6 protein-coding genes are annotated in these 4,416 nt (G+C 66.3%); all 6 read right to left on the reverse strand.

The annotated features are described in order from the left end of the window. Window positions 1–153 precede the first annotated feature (153 nt). Window positions 154–963: an aminoglycoside phosphotransferase gene (locus LE181_RS31465; protein WP_225664983.1), complete on the reverse strand. Its 810-nt coding sequence runs from the start codon at window positions 961–963 to the stop codon at window positions 154–156. Between the two features lie 77 nt (window positions 964–1,040). Beyond that, window positions 1,041–1,211: a hypothetical protein gene (locus tag LE181_RS31470; RefSeq protein WP_225664984.1), complete on the reverse strand. Its 171-nt coding sequence runs from the start codon at window positions 1,209–1,211 to the stop codon at window positions 1,041–1,043. A 12-nt stretch (window positions 1,212–1,223) separates the two neighbouring features. Continuing rightward, window positions 1,224–2,324, reverse strand: coding sequence for a radical SAM protein (locus tag LE181_RS31475; protein WP_225664985.1), 1,101 nt, complete (start codon window positions 2,322–2,324; stop codon window positions 1,224–1,226). A gap of 30 nt (window positions 2,325–2,354) precedes the next feature. Continuing rightward, window positions 2,355–2,774, reverse strand: coding sequence for an NUDIX hydrolase (locus LE181_RS31480; RefSeq protein WP_225664986.1), 420 nt, complete (start codon window positions 2,772–2,774; stop codon window positions 2,355–2,357). Window positions 2,775–3,201: 427 nt separating this feature from the next. Continuing rightward, window positions 3,202–3,399, reverse strand: a complete 198-nt coding sequence (locus tag LE181_RS31485; RefSeq protein WP_308103665.1) for a DUF397 domain-containing protein — start codon at window positions 3,397–3,399, stop codon at window positions 3,202–3,204. 4 nt (window positions 3,400–3,403) lie between these two features. After that, window positions 3,404–4,255: a helix-turn-helix domain-containing protein gene (locus LE181_RS31490; protein WP_225664987.1), complete on the reverse strand. Its 852-nt coding sequence runs from the start codon at window positions 4,253–4,255 to the stop codon at window positions 3,404–3,406. Between the last annotated feature and the right edge of the window lie 161 nt (window positions 4,256–4,416).

The following is a 4,416-nucleotide window of genomic DNA, read 5'->3' on the forward strand; positions in this document are numbered from 1 at the left end:
AAGGTAGGTCTTTGTTAAACCGTACGCAACCGATAGCCGGGTGGGGCCTCGGGGGCAGGTGTGGGCGCGTTCATCGCGTCACGGTGTTGAGCTGAACGTGCCGGACGTGGGTCCGCCTGCCAGGCCGGGGGCGTGGCTGGCAGGCGGACGGAATCAGCGGGCGGTGCGGTAGGCAGACCAGCCTCGGGCAGCGTGCAGCAGGCGCGTGGTCCACTCGTCGGGCTCGTCGCCGGCGATCTCTTCCCACATGTTCGCGTTGGCGGCGGCGAAGGCGTCGATGCCTGTTCGTGAGGCGGTGTGCCAGGAAGGGACGCGCGCTGCCCATGCCTCGGCGGACTCCGGGGTGTGTCCGCCGGCAGCCATGAGCCAGATCACCCAGTACGCGGCGTCGAGCCAGGGGGCCCCGCGGGTGGCCCATGCCCAGTCGACGAGCAGGGCCCGCTTGTCGACGACGATCACGTTCTCATTGTTCAGGTCGGTGTGGAGTAGAGCGGGGCCGGCGAAGAGCTCGGCGTGCGACGGGTGGGCGACGTAGGCGTGCAGTCGCTGCTCGGCGTGGCGTAGCTCGATGTCTGGGCAGGGCACGGCGCCGAGGTCTTGGAGGGTAGCCGCGACCTTCGGTAGGTCTGGCGACCCAGGGGTGTAGGCGGCGTGGTGGCCGTGGAGGGCCTCAAAGGCGAGCAGGTCCCATCCGCCGACTTCGAGGCGCCAGAGTAGGGCGGGGGCGACCGCGTACACGTGGGCGTTCACCTCCGCCTCGCGGCGCTGTGTCCATGCGCGGGGGTGATCGCTTCGAAGCCCCTTGAGGTGGACGACGGCGGCTCTGCCGGTGACGCGGGCGGAGAATTGGCTGTTGAAGCCGGCCGAGGTGGTCTCGACCTCGATTACGGGTCCGGTGCGTTCCTCGATGGCGGCGCGCACGGTGGCGGGTAGGTCTTCGAACGCTGTGCGGGTCGTAGGCAAGAGCGTGCCTCCCTGTGGCATGACGAGCGGGCCCCACAGCGTATGAACGCTGTGGGGCCCGGTGAGGGTGTTGTCGGTTACTGGTACGGGTTGTCGTCGTTGCAGCCGGGGGTCGAGCCGGCGGCGAGGGTCTCGATGTCGGCGACGGCCACGATGCCGGCGGGCTCGGGTGCCGGCTGCTGGGCGGGGGCCGGCGCGAGGGTGAGCGTGGGCGGCCCGGTCGTGATCTCCACTGGTACAGCGGTCATTGCGCTGTCTCCTTAGTTGCCGTGCTGACAGTAGGTGTGCAGTGGTGCCTTCGCTTCCTGATAGGCCCGAGCGAGGGGTCGGCAGACTCGGCACGTGGCCGAGAGTGCGCACTCGCTACAGCCTCCGGTGCGAAGCATTTGGGCGTCTGCGATCTTCGGCAGGCGCAGCAGGCCGTCGAGCCCGTCGGTCATGAGGTTGATCGGGTTTTCGCGGCCGATCTTGCACATGGTCGCGTGGCCGTGGGGATCGACGTGAAAGAAGGTGTGGCCGGCTGGGCATCCGGTGAAGACGGATTCTTTGCTGATGAAGTCGGGGGCCTGTGAGCCGAGCGGGGCCGCGCCGCCGGCGTAGGTGGGGCTGATGTTCGAGTATTCGGAGTGGGTGACGGCGTACTGCTCGGCGAGGGCGCGCATGTCGGCGAGCTCGTGCGCGTTGTGCTTGGTGATGATCAGGGTCAGCTCGACGGGGACGCCGGCGGCCTGCGCTGCGGTAAGTCCTCGCATGGTGTTCTTGAACGAGCCCTTCGTGCGGGTGAGCGCGTCGAAGGATTCGGGCGTGGCTCCGTAGAGGGAGACGGTGACCTTGTGCGGGGGCATCTGCGCGAGCATGTCGACGTGGCGGTGCAGTTGTGACCCGTTGGTCAGGATCTCGATCAACATGCCCATGCAGTAGGCGTGTTCGTAGGCGGCGGGGAAGTCGCTATCGATCAGGGGCTCGCCGCCGGTGATCTGGAGCCACAGCACACCGGCGTCGCGGAGCATGGCCAGGAGTCGGAGTTTCTCCCCGAGGGGTAGCCCGGCGAACGGCCTTTCGGGTAAGTAGCAGTGGGCGCACTGGAAGTTGCAGCCGAGGCAGATTTCCCAGGTGGCGCGGCTGTAGCCGAGGGCGGTCTCGGGGCGGACGATCACGGCTTGGTCGGTGCGTTCGCTGGTGAGGTTGAGACCCCATGTCTCGTGCGCGTTGGTGACGAGCCAGGAGGGGACGGGGAGGGCGGCGTCGACGGCCGCGGCGAGCTCGCGGTAGTGGGCCCTTTCGATCTTCAGGCCGGCTCGGGCGCCGGGACGGGCCACGAGGTACTTGTCTTCCTGGGGGCTCGCGATGACTGCGTGCATGGGTCCTCCGGGGCGAGGTGCAGTCGAGGGTCAGGCGGGCAAGGCGTGAGGGTGAGTGATCCGAAGCGCGTTGCGCAGGTAGGGGGCGCCGGTCTTGTCCTTGAGGGCTGCGAGTGCGGCGTCGAGGCACCGACGGTCGTACGGGGTCAGGCTCGGGTGAAGGTAGGCCGGGTGCAAGAACTGCACTCCGGTCACGTCGTCTGGTAGCGGGCCGGCGGGCAGGGCCTCGGCCTCGGGTTCGGGGAGCTGTCCGCAGTAGAAAATGAAGGTGAGGCGGTCGCCATAGGCGCCAAGGGGGATGGCTTCCATGTGGTCGACGGCCAGGAGCGGGCCGGGGGTCATGTGGAGCCCGAGGCGGCGCAGGGCGTAGGCGGCGGGCCGTACGGCGGGTTCCTCCATTTTGGATTCGCCGCCGGGAAGTTCAAGGGAGCCCGAGGGCCTGGTCACCATGAGGGGGTGTCCCTTGGTGTTGGTAATGAGCGCTTGTCCGAGTATGCGCCGGCGCCCCTCGTCTGGGTGTGTCGCCTCTTTGGCAAGTGCCGCTTGTAGTGCGGCGCGTGCCTTTTCTCCGGCCGCCTGTGCCATTTGCCCTGTGCACTCCCTTGCGCGGGGTGGGGGACGCTCTCTCCCCCCAGCGAGGAAGGCACGGGGGGAGAGAGCTTCGGGGGACTCCCGCTCAACCCTCCGAAGTCGCGCGGGAGTTACACCGGGGCGCCGGACGCGGTCTCGCCTGTCGTCCGCCCGACGCGGCGGTGCAGGGGGAGAACGTAGCGCCGCTCAAGCCGCGGTGCAATAGTGCACCGGAAAACAATTGCACCGGCATATGCCAAAGGCCCCCCACCTGCGAAGATGGAGGGCTCTTGGGCGTGGAAGATCGCTAGATCAGGTGGTCGAACTCGCCGGCCTTGACGCCGAGGATGAAGGCGCGCCACTTGGCGGGCGTGGTGGACACGATCACTTCGGGGTCGTCGCTTTCCCGGATCACGACCTTTCCGTTGAGCTCCCCCGCTTCCACACATTCATCTCTATCGCCAGAGAAAGACGACTTCTTCCACGTGACTTCCGACATCTCCATGCCTTCACAGTTGATTTGCGATGCTGCGGATAAAATCCCTTGACTCCTTGGGAGTAAGGGCAGTCTTTTTGGCGTACCTCAGAATGCTTCGGTAGTTCTCTAGGTGCGCTTCGGCGTCGAGAAATAGCGAGCCGTGGGCAGTGTCGATCTGAACTGTATCGAGCTTCGAGACTGCACCCTCGGCGTAAGTTGCGGACGTGTTCGCCCCCGGAAACGATCCGGCAGCGAAGGGGATCACGCGAACAGTGACTCCCTCATGGCTGCTGACATCGATCAATCTGTCGAGCTGTCGGCGCTGCCCGTCCACACCAGCGTGAAGCATCCGCAGGGCGCACTCATGGATCACGAAGGTGCAGGGAGTTGCCGGGGTTCTCTGCATGACGCACTTCCGTTGCATCCGGAACGATACGCGGCGCTCAACATCTATTGGGGCGAGTGGTGGAACGGTGTTCAGAAATAGGCTGCGCGCATATTCTTCGGTCTGGAGAAGTCCCGGGATGTACGCGAGCTGAAGTACCGTCAAGCTGGAAGCGTTATATTCCAGCTCTGCAAGGTCGAGCGTGCTCGGGGATAGTGCTCCCCGGTACTCCTCCCACCATCCCTTACCCCGTTCGTCCGCCATGGCAACAAGAGCGTCTACGTACTTGCTGTCGGGGCACGAGTAGATGCGCGCAAAGGTCCGGATTCTTTCCGGGCTCAACCCGAGGCGGCCCGCCTCGGTGTTGCTGATGCGCGTACGGTCGGCACCCAGCTCGCGGCCGGCGTCCAGGGGTGAGAGACCGGCCTGCTCACGCATCCTCCGCAGCTCGGCGCCGAGCCTCTGCTGCCGTCCCGTCGGTGCCGTCCTTGGTGGCATGCCGGTTCCTCCCCTGGTTTGGTGCGGACAGTCTCGCGTGTCACCTTCCGCAGGGTCTAGCCGGTGCACAATTTTACCGAGGAGGTTGCATCGATTCCCGGCGCCGCCCTATGGTCCTGACAGCACCGCGCAGCACGCCGGGAAGAGCCGAAGTGCAGCTG

The organism is Streptomyces sichuanensis (assembly GCF_020328095.1).
GTDB classification, from domain to species: Bacteria; Actinomycetota; Actinomycetes; order Streptomycetales; family Streptomycetaceae; genus Streptomyces; species Streptomyces cinnamoneus.

What these genes read in the sequence shown, in the direction of transcription:
- LE181_RS31470 (WP_225664984.1), bottom strand. Translation starts at nt 1,211, where the DNA reads ATGACCGCTGTACCAGTGGAGATCACGACCGGGCCGCCCACGCTCACC.
- LE181_RS31475 (WP_225664985.1), bottom strand. Translation starts at nt 2,324, where the DNA reads ATGCACGCAGTCATCGCGAGCCCCCAGGAAGACAAGTACCTCGTGGCC.
- LE181_RS31480 (WP_225664986.1), bottom strand. Translation starts at nt 2,774, where the DNA reads ATGGTGACCAGGCCCTCGGGCTCCCTTGAACTTCCCGGCGGCGAATCC.
- LE181_RS31485 (WP_308103665.1), bottom strand. Translation starts at nt 3,399, where the DNA reads ATGGAGATGTCGGAAGTCACGTGGAAGAAGTCGTCTTTCTCTGGCGAT.
- LE181_RS31490 (WP_225664987.1), bottom strand. Translation starts at nt 4,255, where the DNA reads ATGCCACCAAGGACGGCACCGACGGGACGGCAGCAGAGGCTCGGCGCC.